The sequence below is a fragment of the Kurthia senegalensis genome, assembly GCF_000285595.1.
In the GTDB taxonomy this organism is placed as follows: domain Bacteria; phylum Bacillota; class Bacilli; order Bacillales_A; family Planococcaceae; genus Kurthia; species Kurthia senegalensis.
Genome location: NZ_HE611067.1, coordinates 317888 through 336211 on the forward strand (window position 1 = coordinate 317888; position 18324 = coordinate 336211).

At 35.1% G+C, this 18324-nt stretch carries 20 protein-coding genes and 1 riboswitch; of the genes, 8 read left to right on the plus strand and 12 right to left on the minus strand.

Annotated features, from left to right (window positions below):
* Positions 1 to 92: 92 nt before the first annotated feature.
* Positions 93 to 272, minus strand: a riboswitch (Lysine riboswitch).
* A 407-nt stretch (positions 273 to 679) separates the two neighbouring features.
* Both KSHG_RS11305 and KSHG_RS11310 read right to left on the minus strand, forming a co-directional pair.
* Entirely contained in the window at positions 680 to 1153 is a 474-nt protein-coding gene (locus tag KSHG_RS11305; protein ID WP_010306329.1) for a hypothetical protein, read from the minus strand.
* A gap of 222 nt (positions 1154 to 1375) precedes the next feature.
* Positions 1376 to 1768 carry a hotdog fold thioesterase gene (locus KSHG_RS11310; protein ID WP_042231959.1) on the minus strand — a complete coding sequence of 131 codons (393 nt, stop codon included), beginning with the start codon at positions 1766 to 1768 and terminating at the stop codon, positions 1376 to 1378.
* A gap of 139 nt (positions 1769 to 1907) precedes the next feature.
* On the opposite strand from KSHG_RS11310, the gene KSHG_RS11315 reads away from it, so the two are divergent.
* Positions 1908 to 3071, plus strand: coding sequence for a hypothetical protein (locus KSHG_RS11315; RefSeq protein WP_010306337.1), 1164 nt, complete (start codon positions 1908 to 1910; stop codon positions 3069 to 3071).
* A 49-nt stretch (positions 3072 to 3120) separates the two neighbouring features.
* Here the strand turns inward: KSHG_RS11315 and KSHG_RS11320 are convergent, their stop codons facing one another.
* Genes KSHG_RS11320 through KSHG_RS11330 form a run of 3 tightly spaced genes read right to left on the minus strand, consistent with a single transcriptional unit; the run spans position 3121 to position 4924 of the window.
* The gene (locus KSHG_RS11320) at positions 3121 to 4476 is read right to left on the minus strand and encodes a hypothetical protein (RefSeq protein WP_010306344.1); all 1356 of its coding nucleotides are present in this window, start codon (positions 4474 to 4476) and stop codon (positions 3121 to 3123) included.
* A gap of 13 nt (positions 4477 to 4489) precedes the next feature.
* On the minus strand, positions 4490 to 4714 hold the full coding sequence (locus KSHG_RS11325; RefSeq protein WP_010306346.1) for a hypothetical protein: 225 nt from the start codon (positions 4712 to 4714) through the stop codon (positions 4490 to 4492).
* A gap of 12 nt (positions 4715 to 4726) precedes the next feature.
* On the minus strand, positions 4727 to 4924 hold the full coding sequence (locus KSHG_RS11330) for a hypothetical protein (RefSeq protein WP_010306349.1): 198 nt from the start codon (positions 4922 to 4924) through the stop codon (positions 4727 to 4729).
* Between the two features lie 163 nt (positions 4925 to 5087).
* Here KSHG_RS11330 and KSHG_RS11335 point away from each other — a divergent pair, with 163 nt between their 5' ends.
* Positions 5088 to 5813, plus strand: coding sequence for a 3-ketoacyl-ACP reductase (locus KSHG_RS11335; RefSeq protein ID WP_010306352.1), 726 nt, complete (start codon positions 5088 to 5090; stop codon positions 5811 to 5813).
* Between the two features lie 87 nt (positions 5814 to 5900).
* Here the strand turns inward: KSHG_RS11335 and KSHG_RS11340 are convergent, their stop codons facing one another.
* The gene (locus tag KSHG_RS11340; protein WP_010306354.1) at positions 5901 to 6170 is read right to left on the minus strand and encodes a hypothetical protein; all 270 of its coding nucleotides are present in this window, start codon (positions 6168 to 6170) and stop codon (positions 5901 to 5903) included.
* Between the two features lie 126 nt (positions 6171 to 6296).
* Here KSHG_RS11340 and KSHG_RS11345 point away from each other — a divergent pair, with 126 nt between their 5' ends.
* The 5 genes from KSHG_RS11345 (at position 6297) to KSHG_RS11365 (ending at position 10533) form a co-directional block, all read left to right on the plus strand.
* Positions 6297 to 6839: a GrpB family protein gene (locus KSHG_RS11345; protein WP_010306357.1), complete on the plus strand. Its 543-nt coding sequence runs from the start codon at positions 6297 to 6299 to the stop codon at positions 6837 to 6839.
* Between the two features lie 288 nt (positions 6840 to 7127).
* A complete protein-coding gene (locus KSHG_RS18390; RefSeq protein WP_154646908.1) occupies positions 7128 to 7301 on the plus strand; it encodes a hypothetical protein in 174 nt (57 codons plus the stop codon).
* Positions 7302 to 7662: 361 nt separating this feature from the next.
* The gene (locus KSHG_RS17625; RefSeq protein WP_010306360.1) at positions 7663 to 9438 is read left to right on the plus strand and encodes a GTPase domain-containing protein; all 1776 of its coding nucleotides are present in this window, start codon (positions 7663 to 7665) and stop codon (positions 9436 to 9438) included.
* Positions 9431 to 10087, plus strand: coding sequence for a GTPase family protein (locus tag KSHG_RS11360; RefSeq protein ID WP_026022587.1), 657 nt, complete (start codon positions 9431 to 9433; stop codon positions 10085 to 10087). Before KSHG_RS17625 ends, KSHG_RS11360 begins: the two co-directional genes overlap by 8 nt.
* Positions 10084 to 10533, plus strand: coding sequence for a YcjF family protein (locus tag KSHG_RS11365; RefSeq protein WP_026022588.1), 450 nt, complete (start codon positions 10084 to 10086; stop codon positions 10531 to 10533). The genes KSHG_RS11360 and KSHG_RS11365 overlap by 4 nt, the downstream gene beginning before the upstream one ends.
* Positions 10534 to 10887: 354 nt before the next feature.
* Here KSHG_RS11365 and KSHG_RS11370 read toward each other — a convergent pair whose 3' ends face one another.
* From KSHG_RS11370 to KSHG_RS11395, 6 genes are all read right to left on the minus strand, one after another.
* Complete coding sequence (locus tag KSHG_RS11370) at positions 10888 to 11139, minus strand: hypothetical protein (protein ID WP_147630537.1); 252 nt, start codon at positions 11137 to 11139, stop codon at positions 10888 to 10890.
* Between the two features lie 133 nt (positions 11140 to 11272).
* Complete coding sequence (locus KSHG_RS11375; RefSeq protein WP_010306370.1) at positions 11273 to 11590, minus strand: hypothetical protein; 318 nt, start codon at positions 11588 to 11590, stop codon at positions 11273 to 11275.
* A 200-nt stretch (positions 11591 to 11790) separates the two neighbouring features.
* A complete protein-coding gene (locus KSHG_RS11380) occupies positions 11791 to 12408 on the minus strand; it encodes a stage II sporulation protein M (protein ID WP_010306374.1) in 618 nt (205 codons plus the stop codon).
* A gap of 501 nt (positions 12409 to 12909) precedes the next feature.
* Positions 12910 to 13569, minus strand: coding sequence for an acetate uptake transporter (locus KSHG_RS16915; RefSeq protein WP_010306376.1), 660 nt, complete (start codon positions 13567 to 13569; stop codon positions 12910 to 12912).
* A 559-nt stretch (positions 13570 to 14128) separates the two neighbouring features.
* Positions 14129 to 15688: a helix-turn-helix domain-containing protein gene (locus tag KSHG_RS11390; protein WP_010306381.1), complete on the minus strand. Its 1560-nt coding sequence runs from the start codon at positions 15686 to 15688 to the stop codon at positions 14129 to 14131.
* On the minus strand, positions 15685 to 15966 hold the full coding sequence (locus tag KSHG_RS11395; RefSeq protein WP_010306386.1) for a hypothetical protein: 282 nt from the start codon (positions 15964 to 15966) through the stop codon (positions 15685 to 15687). Before KSHG_RS11395 ends, KSHG_RS11390 begins: the two co-directional genes overlap by 4 nt.
* 749 nt (positions 15967 to 16715) lie before the next feature.
* On the opposite strand from KSHG_RS11395, the gene KSHG_RS11400 reads away from it, so the two are divergent.
* On the plus strand, positions 16716 to 18206 hold the full coding sequence (locus KSHG_RS11400; RefSeq protein ID WP_010306389.1) for a primase C-terminal domain-containing protein: 1491 nt from the start codon (positions 16716 to 16718) through the stop codon (positions 18204 to 18206).
* Positions 18207 to 18324: the final 118 nt, after the last annotated feature.

Consider the following 18324-nt stretch of genomic DNA (forward strand, 5'->3'; position numbering starts at 1 on the left):
CCATTTTTTCTTTTCATTCAATAATAAAAAGGGACCCGAGTAAACTCAGGCCCCTTGAATGATCAGTACCAGAATCCACAACACGTTCGTTTTTTAGAGATAGCGCAACTCATTTAACTACTTAAATGAGACAGTCCTGCAATTATTAATTGCAGACCCAGCAAAAAATGGTGAGATCCATTTTAAGCTTCGGCGACATTTCCTTCTTTTTAGCTTCATCGTTTTCTCTAACTCGACTAAAAACTAATAAATATCGCGCCTCTACCTCACATTCGTGTGAGGCATTCATATCTTTAATATGTCATTACTATACAATAGTGAAATTTCTATGTCAACATAACTTATCATTTTTTTAGAAAATTTTAAGTTTTTAGTTAAGTATATGGTAGCATTCGATGTACCCTTTTTCCGAGTAGCACTTCCTTCTCGCTGCTTCGATTAGCATCATATTTACTTTACGAAATAGCACGTATCCTTCTACACATCAAACGTATCGTATTTATTTGTAAGAATAGCAGAAAGTCGTTTAAAAATGGGACGTCATTCGTAGATTTTTTTATGAACTAGACAATATAGTAACATAATAAGTGCCCTTTCAAGACGGTTTCAGAAAAAATCGATGTGCAGCATAAGCATCTACTACTACCTATACGACGAAACATTCAATTTTTATGCCATTTTATTTAGCAATGTGTAGCGGGACGTAGTAAATCGCTTCACCATTTTTAAACTCGGCATCGATTTTGACAACATATGACCCTCGCTCTTTAATCGCTTCGATCGATTCGTAATGTGCCATTTCTTCGTCTTCTTTATTATACAATGTGACATCATAATAAATCGGCATCGGATCGAAGCCTACTTTTAAATAGCGAAATGCCTTCACATTTACTTTTTTCATTTCGGCTACTTCTTTTGAAGGCGGGAGCATGTCCATTTGACGTATGTGTTTCGTCTGACCATTCGGCAGTGTAAATGTCCAGTCGTAAGAAGTTACTTCGATTTTTTTAATAAGGACATCACTAACAGCTAAAAATAAAGTAGGTGGTTTTTCGTCTATTACACGTTCTTCTACTGATTCTTCTTTAGGCTGGCAACTAGAAAGTAATAGCAACATAAGGAGAAAGCATACAAACGCCCCATATTTCTTCATTTGATACACACTCCTTTTCTCATTAGAACATCCGATAAATATGCTAATCTAAACATCTATTTTCTTGAAAATATATATTTTTTCATTTATATTTAGTACAACAACATGTTGCATGTTGACTTATGAACTCCCATTCATAAGTTGGATTTTCATACGTAATTGTATGATTCCACTCATCTCATAAAAAGGACCAACTCTTCCCCAGGGTTGGTCCTTTCCCTTTTATTTTTTCGTTACAACTGCCATCGTACAACGTGAAATACAAATCGCATCACCTTGTTCATCCGTTATGCGAATGTCCCAAACCATCGTCGAACGACCGATATGAAAAGGCGTTGCAGTTGCTGTGACGATACCGTCACGCTTTCCTTTTAAATGGTTCGCATTAATTTCTAAACCGACTGTATATTGTTTTTCAGGATCAATATTTAAAAATGCCGCAATCGAAGCCGCTGTTTCAGCGAGCGCCACGGAAGCGCCCCCATGTAAAAGTCCCATCGGCTGATGCGTTTTAGGTCCGACCGGCATCGTACATACGACTTTATCTTTTTCTAATGTAACGAAGTTCATGTCTAACGTACCGATTAATGTATTTTCTAATTTTCCTTCTTGCATTAATTGTAAAAAATCCACAACCAAAACCTCCTTTTTTACTATTATACGTGCAATTGTATTTTTTCGACAATTGAATATTTCTTACGGACGAAACGTGCCAAAATATGGTACGATGACATGACAAAGGGGGTTCTACTTTATGAAGACATTTACATTATTAAACGAAATAATTTCTATTCCGAGCGATATAAAAGCCTATACGAAAATTCGTTTAGAGGCGCGCACACGTAGTAAACAATTAGTGCAACAATTACGTGAAATTGAAAATTCCTCGTTGCATCTTGTAGCAGCCTTTCAAAAAGTGCAAACCGCACGCGTTACATTAACAAACGCTGAAATAGCGCACTATTTTACGCGAGCAGCCTCTTTACATAATCGACCGAGTGAAGCAGATTTTTATAAAGACGCCGAAAAAATATTATCGCCTATCGAAATATTTGAACGACAAACACATGAGCTTTTTGAAGAAGCAAAACTTCGTGGTGATTTAGCAGCTATCAATGATGTCATTTTTACAGCAGAGCGTTTCGAACACTACTACCAACTCATCGAGCAAAAAACGATTGAGTTACATTGTTTGTACGTTCGTCTAGTCATCGATAGTACAGACCATTGGGAAATGACCCGTGTACCATTTCAATTTTATGGAGATTTAAAAGAAGAAGTACGAGCATTTGCAGCTGAAAATGACTTCGATAGTATTGCGAAACTCGTCTTTAAAAATCCGTATGATCCAGAAATTGTGGCATTAAGCTACGTTCTCTTACGAGGAGATTGTGACGTATTCGATCACTTCTTTGAAGCAATTGGTATTGAAACGTACGAAACACTTTTCCAATCCGTCGACCATATTTGTGCGTGGCTCGGGCATCGGGATCCATTATTTTTCATTCAATTATTCGGACAACCACTCTTCCAAAAACTATTAGAAGAAGACGGTTTTTCATCTGACCTCCATTTATTTGAAGCAGTCATGACCCAACTATCTCTTTTAACGAAGCAACATTTTTCAGTAGTCGAAGAACAGGAACAGACATTACTTCTATACAAACCGAGAGGCATTCGTGCCCTCGGTGTCACGAAAGAAATTTTATACGGTAAAGGAAAATGGTTTAAAAATCTAGCTATTCCTTACTCAGAACTCATTACGTATGAAGCGAGCGGTGGCCAATTACGACTTAATAAACTCATCGTTTCTACACCGAGCTTCGACCGAGAAGATGAGAAACTTCTCGTGCAGCTGTTAACGATCATGAAAGAAGCTGAAGCTTCAAGACATCGCATACAGCAACCACTTTCATAACGAAACACCCTCCAATTTTTATACTATTGGAGGGTGTTTTACGTCTTATTCATTCAGAAAAAGTATATAAAAGAGAATATGTATTTTCTAGTTCAAAACGCTGATTTTCTAATTGATGAATTTTCGGAATAATGGATTTCATATGCTGTTGCTCTTCGACTATTTTTTCTTCCATGCGACGGATTTCATTTTGAAGATGTGCGATTTCTTTCGTCGCTAATTCATAAAACAATTGTTGCATTTCATCATACGTAATTTCAGACACTAATAAAGCGTCTGCTAATTGTTCAAAAACCGCTTGGATTTCTTGCTCGATTGCCGCCATTTTCCCGTGATGTTTCAAACGATTCGACGTCATCTCAGCATTTTCTGCCAAGCTGTACGTGCGTGGTTTCGTAAACGTTCGCGTATTCAACCTCACTAACTCTTCTCGTAGTTGTGTAATTCGTTTCGTGTACGGTTCATACATCGGTACATTTGATGTGTGCATCAGTTGCGTCACTAATTGTTCCCATGCTTGTCGTTGCTTCGCACGTTCCAATATTATTTTCTTTTCATATGTATAGAACGTATTCCCCATCGTTTCGAGCTGTTGTTGCGCTTCTTTATATGTGTACATAAGCTGATTGACTGCTTGTGTTAATTTCGTATGTAATTGCGTAATTTGATACCAACGCTGTTCGATTTCTTGCGAGGTGTCTCGTCGCTCTGTAAACATGTACGGTAATACGAGTTGGACGATTAAATCCGGCAACATTTCTTGTTTCATTTGTTTATTTGAAAAGCGATACGCTAAAAATTGCTGTGCCGTTTGCTCATATCGAGTTTCTTCCGGTAAGACGCTGAAAAAACAAATAGGCCACTGCAAAGTTGGGGCATAGCGTGTGAGTGTTTGAATAAATGGTCGCATAAACGTATAGCCAGCACGTGCCATACCACGCTCATATAAAAATAAAAAACGGTGCCAACTACTTTCCTTTTCTATTGCTTCTACTGACAGTTCCGTCATCATTTGTATGCGCACATCTCCTGCTAAATCAGCCCACTGCTCTTCTAAAAGATGCAGCATTTCCGCTTCAGCAAAATGTAGCAACTGTTCAATATTTTCAATACCACAACGTTCTAATAACAATTGGCATATCGCTATACGATGCTTTTCATCTGTCAGATTTTGCGGACGAATTTTTACAAAATCCAGCATACGTAAAAACAGTTGCAGTTTTAATTCGCTTAGTAATTGGTCTTTCGTTTCGCGCATAGAATGTTCAATGACTTCTGCTAAGTTGCCGTCCCAAACTGCGCCAATTAATTCCAAAGAAGAACGATTCATAAAAATAGCATACAGTTCATGAAACGTCCTCTCTGGACAATCATTTATTCCTGCCAAAATAACATTCGCTTGCATTGGAATCCTCCTTTTATCTACTAGTTGAAAGTATATCATTCCAATAAAAAAAGAGTGCCATTTGACACTCATCATTTATTAAAAGATGGAACATAACGATGTTTTTTAAAGCACTTAGCGGTCGAGAGGATTCCTTTTTTTGCATACGTGAGTAAAAACTTTTAAGCTGTTCAAACTCTAGATGATTCATTTCAATCGTAATCTGTTCATTTTTATGATTCCATGATTGTAGCTTCAAAAAATCATCTCCTTAATTCGTTTTACAACGTTGTTGCTTGTATTCGTATGCTTGTTGTCGTTGAATTTGAATGTCAATCGATAGTAGTTTATCTGCAACAGTTTCCTTTACATTCGAACGTCTCAAAAAATCACATAAAGCGGTCCATTCACTTTGTGAAAATTCAATATGCATGTTTTTATTTACAGTCGTTATTTTTTGAATTTTCATTAGTTTTCTTCCTCCGTTCCCTTTATACATCCGTGTTATTATCTTTTTTACTATCTACATCATTAATTGACAAATTTTTATTATTTAAAACCTAAAAGCATTCGTTTTTGAAAAAAGGGAGAAAAGTATATAATATGAGTAGAACAGAGAAGGAGTGAGTCAATTGGCACAATCAATTCAAGGAAAAGTAGCTTTTGTAACAGGTGCTGGACGTGGCATTGGTCGCGCAGTAGCTGAAGCGTTAGCAAAAGAAGGCGTATCAGTAGGTCTATTAGCTCGCACAACAGCACAAATTGAAGAAGTAGCGAATGCAATCAATGCAAATGGTGGGAAAGCAGCTTTCGCTGCAGCCGACGTTACGAATCAAGAAGAAGTGGAATCAGCGATTGAATCTTTAACGAAACAACTTGGCACAGCAGATATTTTAATTAATAATGCTGGTATGGGTGGCTTCGGTAAATTAGTCGAACAAGATTCTGAAACATGGCTTAAAATTGTCGACACAGGTATTAAAGGAACTTACTTCGTCACACACGCCGTCCTTCCTCAATTAATCGAGAAAAATGAAGGCGACATCATTAACATTTCTTCAACGAATGGCTTAAATGGTGCTGCTACTTCAACTGCTTACTCAGCAGCAAAATTCGGAATCATCGGTTTAACAGAATCTCTTGCACAAGAAGTACGTCGCAACAATATTCGTGTAACGGCACTTGCACCAAGTACAGTCGTGACAGAATTAGCACGTAACTCGGGCCTCATCGATGCTTCAAAAGAAGATCGCATGATGCATCCAGAAGATTTAGCAGAAGTCATCGTACATCAATTAACATTACCAAATCGTATTTACGTGAAACAAGCGACGATTCTCGGTACAAATCCGTACTAATTCAGTACGAGACCCTTACGTAAACATTCCTAAATAACGATAAAAAAAGCGTACAGCTAAATAATGCTGTACGCTTTTATTTTTCCACTAATAAAATAGCATCCATAAAAGGATTCCTGCGCTTAGGAAAATGGAGCCAAATAAAAATGAAAATACTTTAAATACGTATATATAAATGGATTGTGGAGAAATTTTTTCTGCGATTACTAATAACATATCGAAAATAAATTCGATTGTCGTGAATCCATTAAACGTAAAATCATCCTCTTCATCGTATCGCTTAAACGCAATGTAATAAGCATTTCCTGCGATATACAGTACGATAAGTGTCGACAGACATAGAAAAAATAAATTCAAACTACATACCTCTATCGTCAAAATACTTTATTATATTTTACCATTTATTTCAATTTATTAACAGACTACTTTTGACTCGAAATCCATTGTAATATAAGCATTATACAAAGAAATGGAGGTTATTTTATGCCACTCGGTTTAAAACATAATGAGGTCACACTCGTCCCTTTCGATCCTACGTGGAAACAATTATTTGACGAAGCGAAGCAAGCTATTTTACAAGCTATCGGTAACGAACATATGCCGATTGAACATATCGGTAGTACGTCAATTGAAGGTATTTCTGCAAAGCCCGTAATTGATATTTTACTCGGTGTTCCGGATATACGCACACTCGATGCAACATTTTTCAAACGATTACAACGAGCAGGATTTTACGAACTAAAAGTGAAGCGTCCTCATGAAATCGTCTGTGCAAAATTTACAGACGACACGTTTGAGGCGAAGACGCATTTTATTCATATCGTTGATTTTGAAAAACAAAAATGGAACGAACTTCTCTTTTTTAGAAATTATTTAAACGCACATTCTACAACTAAAAAAGAATATGAAGCGCTCAAAAAATCATTTTTCACAACGGACTTACACGGCATTCATGCATACACAAATTATAAAGAACAGTTTGTGCAAATGATTGTTGAAAAAATGGATACTGCAGAAGATGATTAATTCGTAAACTACGGCTATCTTAATTAACAAGGAGCCTTCGTTTACTGTATGAAACTATTCTATTTTTAATCGCTACTATCATGAAAATCATCTTTTATTGAAGAAGTGATATTCATTTTAACAAATTCGAACTTTATGCTATGCAAAAGCGTTCTAAACTTAGGACAATTCCTTTTATATCCAAAAACTAGTCATTTTCATTCAAACTTTTTACAGTTCCATCTATCCTCTCTACCGTTTTTCATTAATTTATAGTATACTTTCTCTACAATAAGGAGGTTTTTAACAATGAATTTCACTGCGTTATTTCTCACCCTATCGTTTGTCGCCTTATTTGTCGGACTTGCCTTCAAAAATTCCTTCACATACGCTATGGCAATCGCTTATTTTGTTGGGGCTATTTTTTCATTTTGCGCACTTATTTCCGTTTTACGTAAAGGAAATGACACATCGCATAAATAGGTTCCATTGTTTCTTCTGAATATATAATACGTATCTTTTACGATATTTTTTCAAAACACTTCTATACATATGTACATACCGTACTGAACAAATTCGTCTATTCGTACATAAGATCCGACCATATTCCTCCATACTTCTTTCTAATACAAACAAACCTCCCTATTATAAATTTATGTATTCCTCACAAATTATATATTCATCTATCATTATAAAAATCTTATTTTATACAAATATAAAATAATAAAACTATAAAAATATCATTTTATATTTTTGTAGTTTTATTATTTTTCATTCAAATGAAACAAAATGAAGTGGCTATACGTAGAATACGTACACATACTAAATGAAAATGGTGATGACTATGGATTTATCAAAACTCGCATTAATTCAACAAAATACAAGTTCTCGTTTAAGTGTTCCATTTGATCACGTCGGTCAAATCCCGTTAACATCAGATTCACATACGGCACAAGTTGCAGTTGCAAATATTCAGCAACAATTAACGACTGCTCAAAATAATTGGTTACAACAAATCGGCAAGAAAATGCCGGTCGTTCTTTTATATGATGACATCTCTGTCATACCAGAAAATTTGCCGAAACACTTTTTAATTGCACCGAGATCAAATAGTGTTCAATTACAATCTGTTTTATTTGATGCGTACATGATTGTCGTTCGCACGTATTTTCAAAGTCGCATCACGCTATCAATTCAAAATAAGCTAGACCCTTATACGTGGAAACTTTCTAAAATGTGGCGTACGACAAAAGCAGATGAATTAGCCGTTGCTTATAAACAACAATTTTTACGTCAAGAATTACCGACGATTTTCCACAATGTGGCGGAGAAATTATTACTGCCTCTCTCACCTCAAATTGCCTTTTATGCACTTGAGCAGCGAGTCCATCATTCTAGTGAAGACCGCCTCATTCAAAAACAATTAAAAAAAGTATCGATTCCAAATAAATTACAAAAAAAATTGCATAAGTCGACGATTCAAATTGCCGAAACGTTTGAAAAAGACGTCTTGACGACATTCCAACAAAATCAAGAAATTCAACAACTCATCGATGCATATATGGCACCGGTCAAAATGGCACTACAACCACCGAATAAAACACATTATTTAAACGTCGCACTCATTGGTCAAACTGGCGTAGGGAAATCATCTTTAATTAATTACTTATTTGATTCGCCTAAGCGAGCAACAGGGGCTGGTAAACCAGTAACAGAGCAAGGTTTTTTCAAAGAGAATCTACTATTAAATAACGTACCGGTTTCTTTAATTGATTCATGGGGAATCGAACAAGGGAAAGCCGAAATATGGCAACGACAATTCGAGCAATTTTTAAAGCAGCATAATTATGAAACAGACGTTGCCGATTGGGTGCATATTGCCGTCTATTGTATTTCTGCTGCGACGAGCAGAATTCAAGATTTTGATTTAAGTATTATTAAAATGTTGCAACGACAAAAAATCAATGTGATGGTTGCTCTTACGAAAACATCACTCGTCCCTACTGAAACGATTCAAGCATTGCAACAAACGCTACAACTTGAATTCGGCAAAAATGTACCGATTATTCCAGTTAATAGCGTGTCACAAACTTTACTATCTGGTGAAAAAATCGAACAAATCGGCAAAGAAGCACTCATTCATGAAATGCAATTAAATTATTTAACGATGCTTGAAAATCGTTTACCTGAACGCATTCAATTCGTGCTACAACAACATATTCAAACAGTAGACCGACGCGCTATTTCTGAATGCTCGTCAGCAAGTGAAGCAACAAAATTATCCAAACAAAAAGGGAAACAATTTTTTGAAGACGTCATTCCGTCTACGATCGAAAAAGAAGTATCACTTGCGATGAATGCATACGACCAAGCGTTGCAACTATCCAACAAAAGACGAAGTAAACAAACGATTCGACCGATCAAAGTATCCACTTTCGAAGAATGGGTTTCATCTGTCGAACAATTCATTAAAACGACGTTCTTAAAACAAACACCGTTAGACATCGGTGCCACGTACGATAAAAAAATGTCGAACCAATTAAAACAACTTGAATCAACTATTCAAGCAGCAACGATTCAACGAATTCAACAATTAAGTAAGGAGACTCATTATGAATAAACAGCAACTAATGGAACAACAAATAGAAAAAGCGATGCATTCCTTTTTAAAAGAAGATGGACATGCGAATATTTTAGTCGTTGGCGCAACAGGGGCTGGTAAATCTGCACTCGTAAACAAAGTTTTCAATGTCGACTTTTCGGAAGTAGGTGTCGGAAAACCCGTCACGCAACAAACGACACGTTATACGGTCGATGGCATGCCGATCTCATTATTCGATACGAAAGGGTATGAGATTGCGAGTGAAGAACATGAACGTTTCTTACGTGAAATGCATCACTATATGACCGATCGTCACCAAAAAATAGAAGATCAAATTCATATGATTTGGTATTGTATTTCTGCACCTAATAGTCGCGTAACGGACATGGATTTGGCGATGATTAATGAATTCAAAAAAACAGGTAAACCGATTACCGTCATCTTTACGAAAGCAGATGCATCCACATTAGATGATTTGCAACAAATGGAACAAATTTTAGACGCAATCGACATTCCTCATTTTTACGTATCGACAATTATGGACGCGCAGCAAAACTTTCAAATGAATGCGTTAATTGATTGGACGTTTGAACAAATCGAACCTTCTGTAAAATACGCCTTTTTACGTGCACAGCATTTCAATATCGACTTAATAAAAAAGAAGTGAATAAAGCCATTCGCCAACATGCGTCAGCTTCTTTCGCAGTCGGCTTTACACCGATTCCATTTGCAGACGGTCCGATTTTATTAGCAAACCAAGGAACAATGATTCGCCGTATTATGAAACAATATGATTTAGAAAATGATTTTGAATCCATTCAAATGATGGTCGGTGCATTAGGAGCTGGAACACTCATTAGTAATTTAGGGCGTTATCTCGTCGGACAACTAGCTAAGTTTATACCGGGAGCCGGTTCAGTCATTAACGGTAGTGTCGCAACCGCCATTACCGTTTCACTCGGCTTTACCGTATCTGAAATATCTTATCGGATTGCCAAACAAAAATTACAAGGCAAAGATGTGTCGACTTTCATTAAAGACTTAACGAGCCAAGATGAAGTAAAAGAACTATTCAATGACTTTTTGAAAAAAGAAATGAAATCAAAAAAATAACACAGTAAAACCTAATCGTATAAAAAAGAAGAAGATCAGCCATTAATAAAGAAGGGGATGTCGAATTGGACATCCCCTTCTTTATTGTTATGCACAAATTAGGAAAGCCCCTTCCCATATGGCATATATTCTTAATTTTGTTGCCGCACAGATGAGGCCCATTTCATTTTTCACTTTCGATGAGATGGTAAATATGAAAAGCACTCATATTGTCTTCATTTTGGATGCGACTTCTATAGGAACAGCACGAGCGAAATATCCATTTTTTTGCACCTCGCAAAAAATCACATGAAGTCGTGCACGAGAAAAGCATCAGTCGAAACGGAGAACAACGGTTACCTAGCCTCTTTTTATTTATTGTGCTACTTTCACTCGACTTCGATCTCGACTTACGATGAACCCTTTCAAACTAATGAAGAAATACAAAATAGCAAATAGCATCATGATAATCGTCATTTGGGACCATTCAAACGAAGGTTCATTCATCGCAAAAAGATTCACGATAATCGTGCTCGTATAATAAACGAGTAACCACTGCCAACAACGCTTAATACCTCGAACGAGAAAATAATAGGCCAGCAGTTGAATACCAATACTATTGATCATCTGAAAAACTTCGATTGTCGTCATAGGGAAATGAATCGTATCTTTACTATATAAATAAAAAAATACGCCAATGATAAGAATCGAAATCACTATATAATCATGTCGCTTTGCTTTTTTAAATGAACATAATTCGTTAATGAAACGATGCCAATACAAAAAATAAAACAAAAATATATGTAAATAAATTTGCGTTAAAGTCAGACGTTCTTTGTGCTGCAAGAAGACTAATTGCTGCAAAGAGGCCGAGTAAGCTGGCAAGGCGTCCTTTTTTATTCGAATAAAGATTTATACTTAGTAGTAACAATAATTGACCAACACCCCAAAAAATAGGCTGTGCTATTCTTTGTTCTTCGGGTTGTATCCACGCGATAACTATTTGCCATAAAACAATTAAAAAACCGAGTATTACCCAAATTTGAACAAATCGTTGGGAAGAAAAAACCTTATACACGTAATCACTCCAATTTTTTATACATTTATTATTTTATATTTTTATTTTTTTATACTAATTAAATGAACTTAATTTGTCTTCACTTTCTTATCATACCAAAAAACAATTGGAATGTATTTGTTCAATTGATTAATAATTCCAATTTTCAAACAATTTTGCGCGTACGTAAAAAAGCAGCCACATTAATGTGACTGCCTCTGTTATTTTATTCCCCAGTGCATAAGATAAGGCGTAATATAACTTTCAATAAGACCCGCAATTAACATACCTGGTGTCATGAAAAAGATAAATTGTCGAATTGCTTTCTTGCCTTGCTCTTTCAATACTGGTGATTTGAACTTTGAAAAAATCCATTTGAACATCGCATTATTTAATTTCATCGCTACGACAACTGCTAAAATAATCGTCGGCAATTCCACGATTCCATGTGGCAAAATACCGAATACAAATCCTTGTAAAACACTTTGCCCGTTCACAGCCATCATATAGGCGACCATGCCGAGCATTGCACTGTTAACGAAGTAAATGAATAAATAAATTGGAAATGGAATGAGTGCAAATAATAAAACTTTAAAACATACACCCCAGTTGTTTAGAAAAAGAGTGAAAAACATTTCATGTTCATTCGCCCGTTGAAACTCTTCAAGTGCTTCTTGCCCACCGAGCATCGTAATCAATTGTTTCGTAATTACGACTGGATCTACATTCGCTATTTTTAACCCGACAAACGTTGCTACAGCAATAATGACACTAATAATTGCATATTGAATAAATGCGTTTGCGTACGTTTCTTTAAAATCTCGCCAAGCTTTAACCAAAAAACACACCCCTTATTAATTTTATACAATTATATTATTATGATTTTATTAAAATATAATTATTTTTCAACCTATTCTTATCATAGCATGATTTGATTCATTTGCGGAAGTTCGGTAGTTCATAGCATCCTAGCAGCGCAAATTTTTTTGAAGACATATGAATCGCATGAAATAAATTAAATGATAAACTATTTGATTTGGACATTTGAAATTATACGTTGTTTGTACTTTATCTATCACTTCTGCTACCGTTACAGTCATTAAATATTGATTGTTATTGTTGAACTACTCTTACTATTATCTTTTATAAAAAAGTCTCCTACATCGCCTATACACTTATTTCAAGAAACATTGAAACAGTAACAACTTTGAAAAATGAGTAGTTCATTTAGTCATTTCCTAACAATTTCTAATCGGCAATCCTTTTCATTTCATACTAGTAAAAAGAAGCACATAAAAAGGCAGTCACGCTTTTTAACATGACTGCCTTTTTTCTGTTTACTAATGAGAAACTTGTTCTTCTTTTTGAGCTGCTTTTTTAGCTACGTAGCGCTCTTTTGAAATAATACCAAATGGTTTACCAATCGGCATAAAGTTGAAGCCAAAATGTTTATTTAATACGTTTGCACCTGCACCATATACGCTTAATACACCGACTAATAATTCAGACCAAGCAGCTACTGCATGCATGAAGTTTTCCATAATACCTAATGAACTTAAACCTAAACCTAAGAATAAGAAATTGATTAAGAAGAAAATAAAGAATAATACTTTATTCGTCTCTAACGCACCAATTGTCATAAATACAGTAAACACTAAGTACCCTAAGTATACGATTCCTAATTGATGTGGATCCACATTTGCAAAGCTTTCGCCTAACAATCCTGCTTGAGCCATCCAGCTTCCACCTACTGCTAACCAGAAAAATCCGTATGCACCGAATGCCGTTGCACCGAATGTATTGTTTAATTTAGAATCTAAAATAGACGCATATAATTGTGCAAAGCCACCTAAGAAAATGGCCCACGGTAAGACAAAACCTAATCCTTCTGTCCATCCAAGTTTTTGTGATGATGCAACAAGTGTCACAATCGCTAAACCGAATAAACCAATTCCTGATGGATCTGCCACCGAAATACGTACGTTATTCATTTCTTTCATAATAAAGAAACCTCCTATTCGCTCTTTCATGTTGTTTTTTCTTTATAAATCAAATATTAACTGTTTTTTGTTATTTTTAAATCAAAAAAATCAAAACCGAGTATTTTTCAACGTTTTCAAAAGGAATTTTATGATTAAAGTAGATATTTTTTATTATGAAACAGAAAAAATATTATTAACGAGCGTCTATTTGTTATATAACAAACGTCTAAAATTATATTTTTATACAATTATATTTTTATGAATTAATATTTTTATATTTTGAGTTTCTACCTATTATATAGATTCACTATTCCAGCGAATTACACTGCTTTGCAAAAAATATACACACTCTCTCCTTTCTTCGCCATTATTCACTTATTCACTTTTATGTCATAAGTGTCTATCAAATGATTTGCCTCGTATTCATTATTCATTTTCATGCCATACTTGTTCGTATTCTGACTTTTGCTTTTTATACAATTATCGATTTATAAAAATATAATTTTTTACTATGTAAAATAATAATTTGTTGATATACAAAGAGGACCGTACGCTTAGTGTACGGTCCTCTTTTATTTTATGATTCATCCCTCGTTAATACGTACCATTCATTGATCCATTTTTCGAGTTGTTTAATTGTATCGAGTTTCTTCGGTGTTTTACCTGTTTTTAAATAGCGCTGCACTGCACTATATGAAACATTTGCTTCTTCTGCGATAATCGTTAAAGAAATATTTCGAATTTCTTTAATTTCTTTAATCACTTCTGGTGATAACGTAACTTTTTGTTTTTCTTGCTTCGCTTCGATAAACAATTCAGAAGAAATCGTTTGTGGACTTAAAAGTTTACGATTTTCATCTACGACAACATCTGGTGGTAAAATAATAATTTTAATGTCCATCCACTCGTTTTTGTACCAATACCGTTTCAACGCAATTTCTTCATCATCAATTGGCGTTTCATAGTACCAATTTTTCACAACGGAATCTTTCATCAAATCATCTAACACTTGTTCAAGTTTTTCTTTAGATTTGGCACCTGTATAGCGTGGATTCAAATCCATTGCTCGATGAAGTTCTCGGACCGTATACGGTGTGAGTAAATCTTCACTTCTGACTTTCCATTCATAATTCAAAAAGCGAACGAGTCGTTTATGTGGGCGTTTTTGATAATAATTATATTGGAACACTTTATAATCTAAATAGCCAAACGACTGAGTATTATCCGTTAAATAATAAGCAAGTAACGAAGAAGGTTTAATCGTTAAAGAATAAATCCCTTTCGCTTCACCTGTTTTTTTATCATATGCCATTTCAAGCGATCCAATTTGGAACATCGGTTGAAAGTTCGTTAAATCATATTCTGTACGGTCTTCTAAATTCGCTTCATTGACGATAATAAAATCGTCATTTTCTACAGCAATCCAAACACTTGAAAGTGCCGCAACGCGCTTCATAATAGCAAAACGTTCACGTTCTCGTGTTTTAAATGACTGACGATAAGGATCCGCGTATTTTAATTTCAATGCCTCATCACTTTCAAAATGAATATACCCTTCGGAATTTTTCCCGCTAACCATCCATAAATATGAAATCAAATCGAATAAATCCGCCGATAATTCATCTAATGACGTAATAGCCGACTCCATTAAAGAGAACCACACTTTTTTCTTCTCGACTGTATCTGCAGGCAAACGCTGAATTTCCTCGTTCGTACGAATTTCAGCCTGACCTTGTAAGCTACCATCCATACCGACGATGTCTTTCGCATATGTACCGTGTTCATTTTTTGCAAAATCCGGTTTCGTTACGAGATCACGTAAAATTTGAAAAGTTGAACTTGAATTAGAATACAAATGTTCTTTTTCAATAATCCGTTCCACTGGTTGCTCGATTTCTACATGTACGAGCTCTACTGGTACGTCTTCTACTTGTTCCAATTCTAGTGATTGTTGAATTTCTTGCAAATCCTCTTTTACTTGCTCCACTTTTTTAATTTTTTTAATCGGTTTTTTAGTAATTTCTTCTTTAGCTTTGTTATCAAGCTTTTTTTCAGCCGACCGTTTCTTTTTATCCGATTCATTTTTCGGCGTACTTTTATTTTTAGATGTTTGTTTTAATAACGGTTCAATTTTCATTCGAACATATTCAATATTTTTTCAACGCGTTCGACTAAAGTTGATTTATTGTACGGCTGTAATTCAAAAAAGTCATCATTAATGACTTTTAACAATTTTTGAAAACTAGATGAAGGCTCATATTCATCATCTACACTCAACATATATGCATCTTCCGACCATTCAATCACTTGTTCTGGATATTCACTAACAAAATACGGTTGAACGACCTCACAAATTGCCAACGGTTTCCATTCTTTTTTTATGAGCAACGTTGGTGGTAATTGTTCATAATTCATAACAAACCACCTTTCTTTAATCATTTGTATAGCTAGTATATCAAAATTATTCATATTCATGTAATTATTCATTAATGAGCCACACTTGTCGCTCGAATACCGAAAATCATCAATATTCATTTGTTCAAAAGTGAGCCACACTTGTCGCTCGACTGATTTAAATTATTCATTTTTGGCCCACATATGTTATTCAATTATACATTTTATTCATTTTTGGCCCACAAAATGTGCTCGAATACCTTAAAAATCATAAATGTACTATGAAACGTGCTCGATAACATTCAATTATTCAAATATCGACCATATATGTCGCTCGAATAACAAAAAAATTATTCAAAAGTGGCCCACACTTGTCATTCAAAAAATATTTTTGGCCCACATATGTCGCTCGAATAAATTATTCAAATTCACAAATTCAGTCATAACAGTTATTCAAAACAATTTGCACTATTCATTTTTGGCCCACATATGCCGTTCAACCACATGTGTCGCTCGCCACATATGTCGCTCGTTTTTTTATTGATAGTCCAAAAACATTGTCATATCAAGCTTTAGAGAGAATCCATCTCATAAAAAAATTATTCAAATGTACAAAAATGTGGCCCACATGTGTCGGATAAGTGCTTTTTTTTTACAAAAAAAATCCCCGAATCCGTTGGGACTCTAAGGCTCAAGTATATATTCAAAAAACCATTATTCATTATTCACGCGATTTTTATTGCTTATACTAAAAATCGGAGGTGAAGATTATGGATATGACGCGCATTTATACACAGCTTTTTCAATCGTCTTTGCATGCATTTCAACAAAAAAACTCAAGTTATCCACAGGAGCTTGTTACGAAAATGAACACGCTTGAAGCTGCAACGCATCAAGGCGGTATTTTTGCTGTGCGCGACAAACATGACTTCGCGCATCCGAATGGAGTCAAAGGAATGATTTTTACATCCATTGAAGCACTCGTGAAACATCGTGCACAATTAAGTCACTTCACACCTAACCCATTTACTCAATTTCATTATCGTGATCAAAAGCGTCAACTGATTACAGGCTTTAGTGAAGACAATCTTTTACAAATTAATACATTCGTCGTTGATATTGATACGAAAGAACATTCTTTACAAGCGATTTTATTAGAATCAATGGATCAAAGTATTGGTGTTCCGACGCTTGTCGTTGAATCAACGCGTGGCTACCAATTGTATTTTATGTTAGAAAAACCTTTTTTCTTATCATCCAAAAATAAACAGTATAGCCTTCGAATTGCTAAACGTATTTCTGAAAATTTAAAACGCAGCTTGCAAACTGTCGATGCCGACCTTTATTGCAATGATTTTGGTTTTTTCAGACTTCCAACCGAACAAAATATCGTTTCATGTCAATTAGATACCGTTTATTCAGTACAACAATTCATCGATTTTTCTAGTCGCATCGATGACAATCATGACCGTCTATTGTTCAAGCAAGCGTCGTCGACATCAACAGGCGTTTGGAAAAATAGTGACTGGTTCCAAGCCATTATTCAAAATCCATCTATTCTCGGTGCAAAAGGACAAATGGGGCGTAATAACGCTATGTTTACAATTGCCCTTGCTTGCTACCAAGATGGCGATCGTTACGATCAAACATTTGATTTACTCGATGAATGGAATTCATCTTTACACAAACCACTAAAAAATGCAGAGGTACGCCGCATTTGCCAATCTGCTTATTCAGGTAAATACACGGGTCCTCAATTAGACTATATTCAACAGCTACTTGACACGTATCATCATGAACCGATTACGATTCAACGAAAAACAGGCTGGTATAAACATAAAAAAGAACGTAAAGATCGTGTACGTTCACACATAAAAGAATGGGAATGTGATATTTGTTCTTTCTTAACACAAAAAGGAACGAAAGAAAATCCTTTCGTTACATTATCTCAAACAGAACTATGCTCAGAACTAGGAATCGCAAAAAGCACACTGAATAAATTATTGAATGAAACATCACAAATTATTCGAATTGTTGAAGGCGTTGGACGCAATGCTAAAACAAAATTCACGACAAAAGATCTTTTCATTCACTATTTAATTAAACAATGGATTGCAAAACAAAAAGAAAATCCTTATTATGCCTTTTTATTTGATGAACGAACTATGATTTCAAATTATCATATGAGCTTATACAATCAAATTTCATCCCTTTTACAACGAAGGCGAAGGCATGATACTTTATTGGTCCACTCTGCCTAAACATATTTTTATACCTTGTTCCACGTGAAACATTCTGTGCATAATCAACCTGGTACCACATTGATTTTAAAAACATGGTATACTATTACTAACTTCATAATTTGCTATTAACCCTCAA